At 74.3% G+C, this 2,273-nt stretch carries 3 protein-coding genes; 1 reads left to right on the forward strand and 2 read right to left on the reverse strand.

Annotated features, from left to right (window positions below):
- Window positions 1-51: 51 nt before the first annotated feature.
- Window positions 52-612, reverse strand: a complete 561-nt coding sequence (locus ACFUVW_RS20615; protein WP_430573158.1) for a TetR/AcrR family transcriptional regulator — start codon at window positions 610-612, stop codon at window positions 52-54.
- 68 nt (window positions 613-680) lie between these two features.
- On the opposite strand from ACFUVW_RS20615, the gene ACFUVW_RS20620 reads away from it, so the two are divergent.
- Complete coding sequence (locus ACFUVW_RS20620) at window positions 681-1,595, forward strand: alpha/beta fold hydrolase (protein ID WP_430573159.1); 915 nt, start codon at window positions 681-683, stop codon at window positions 1,593-1,595.
- 6 nt (window positions 1,596-1,601) lie between these two features.
- On the opposite strand, the gene ACFUVW_RS20625 is transcribed toward ACFUVW_RS20620, so the two are convergent.
- On the reverse strand, window positions 1,602-2,138 hold the full coding sequence (locus ACFUVW_RS20625) for a phosphoribosyltransferase (protein WP_430573160.1): 537 nt from the start codon (window positions 2,136-2,138) through the stop codon (window positions 1,602-1,604).
- Window positions 2,139-2,273: the final 135 nt, after the last annotated feature.

Consider the following 2,273-nt stretch of genomic DNA (forward strand, 5'->3'; position numbering starts at 1 on the left):
GACCGTAGCCACTACGGTCCGTCCCCTCTCTATCTCGCGAGTCCGGGTTCTCTATCTCGCGGTGCCCAGGGCGGCGCCGACGACGAGCTCGAGGGTGGGGCGCGGGTCGGTCGGGTCGTGGCGGGAGATCGCGTGCAGCAGCAGGCCCTCGTACGCGCCGGAGACGGCGACCATCGCCGCGCGCGCGTCGGCCGCGCCGAGCCGGCCCACCATCCGCTCGCCCCAGTCGAGGAGCGCCTCGCGGCCGCGGTTGACGCGCACCCGCAGGTCGGGGTCGTGGCTCGCCTCGAGGAAGAGGACGAGGCGTGCGGTGGTGGCGGCGCGGTCGGGGCCGGTCGCCTGCGCGAAGCCGGCGCACAGCATGTCGACCAGGTCGGCCGTCGACCGGGGCTCCGGCGCGGCGGACAACCCCGCCAGGTCGCGGGCGGCGAGCTCGTCGGCGACGCCGGCCAGCAGGGCGGCGCGGGTGCGGAAGTAGTTCGACGTCGAGCCGCGGGGGAGTCCGGCGCGCTCGTCAACCTTCCCGTGCGTGAGGGCGCGGAGCCCCTCGGTGCCGAGCAGGTCCACGGCCGCGTCGAGCGCGCGGCGTCGGGGCGGGAGGGGGACGGTCACGACGTCACCCTAGCCCCCATTACTACAGATCTAGTGACGTGACACTACGAACGTAGTACCGTCGAGGGATGGACGAGAACGTGGTGAGCGAGACGTCGGCCGAGGTGCCGATGCCCGAGCTCGCCGGTGTCACCCATCGGTGGGTGGACGTCGACGGGCTCGCGATGCACGTGGTCGAGCAGGGCGCCGGTGACCCGGTGCTGCTGCTCCACGGGTTCCCGGAGCACTGGTGGGAGTGGCGCGGGGCGATCGGTCCCCTCGCGGCCGATCATCACGTCGTGTGCCCGGACTTGCGCGGGGCCGGCTGGACCGACGCCCCGCCGGACGGCTACACGCACGACCGGCTCCTGGCGGACGTCGTCGGCCTGCTCGACGCGCTGGGCCTCGACCGGGTGCACGTCGTCGCCCACGACTGGGGCGCGATCGTCGGCTTCCACCTGTGCCTCGAGCACCCCGACCGCGCGGCGTCGCTGCTGAGCATGGGGGTGCCCCACCTGTGGCTGCGGTTCGACCCACGGCTGCTGCTCATGCTGCGCCACACCTGGTTCCAGGTGGTCATCGCCTCGCGGATGACCGGGCCGCGCGCGCTGTCGCGGGGCAGGCAACGGCTGCCCCGCCACCTGCTGCAGGCGTACGGCGACGACCGGCCGGTGATGACCGACGCCGACGTCGAGGCCTACGTGGCGCCGCTGCGGCAGCCCGCGCGGGCACGGGCCGGGTCCGCGCTCTGCCGGGAGTTCGTCCGCCGCGAGCTGCGGGCCGTGCTGCGCGGCGCGTACCGCGACCAGCACCTGAGCACGCCGGCCGTCGCGCTCCTCGGCGAGAACGACATCCTCAGCGACCCCGCGCTGCTCGGCGGGTACGAGGAGCACGCCGACGACCTCACCGTCGACGTGCTCCCCGGCGTCTCGCACTTCATGGTCGACGACCGCCCGGATCTCGTCGTCGACCGTGCGCGCGAGCTGTTCGCCCGCGCGGCATGACGACCCTCAGACGTCGGCCGAGTGCGCGCCCGTCACCGGCGGGTCGGCGGACCAGGGGAACGTGATCCACAGGTCGGTGTCGCGCCAGGAGTAGTCCGGCCGGATGATCGTGCGGGGCTTGGTGTAGAGCACCACGGACCGGGCGTCGGCACCCTGCTCCGCCAGCATGTCCATGACGAGCGCGAGGGTGCGCCCGGAGTCGGCGACGTCGTCCACGACGAGCACCTTGGAGCCCGGCAGCTCGGACGTGTCCATGAGGGGCGGCAGCACGCGGGGGTCGTCGAGGGTCTTGCCGATGTCGGTGTAGAACTCGACGTTCATCGTGCCGACGCCCTTGGTGCCCAGGGCGTACGCCATGGCGCCGCCGGGCACGAGGCCGCCGCGGGCGACGGCGATCACGACGTCGGGCAGGAACCCGCTGTCGACGACCTGCTGCGCCAGCTCGCGGATCGCGACCGGCAGCAGGGTCCAGGTGAGCACCTCGCGCTCGGGGGCGGCGGCGACCGCGGCGGGCGGCTCGGTGGGGGTGGGCTCTGCGCTCATGGCACCCGAGACTACGCGCGACGGCGGGCCCCCGTGACCGGGGCCCGCCGTCGCGATGGGGCTGGCCTGCCGCTGGCCTGCCGCTGGCCTGCCGCTGGGCTGCTGCTGGCCTGCACTGCCGTCCGCGGGGCCTGC

The organism is Isoptericola sp. NPDC057391 (genome assembly GCF_042668085.1).
In the GTDB taxonomy this organism is placed as follows: Bacteria; Actinomycetota; Actinomycetes; order Actinomycetales; family Cellulomonadaceae; genus Isoptericola.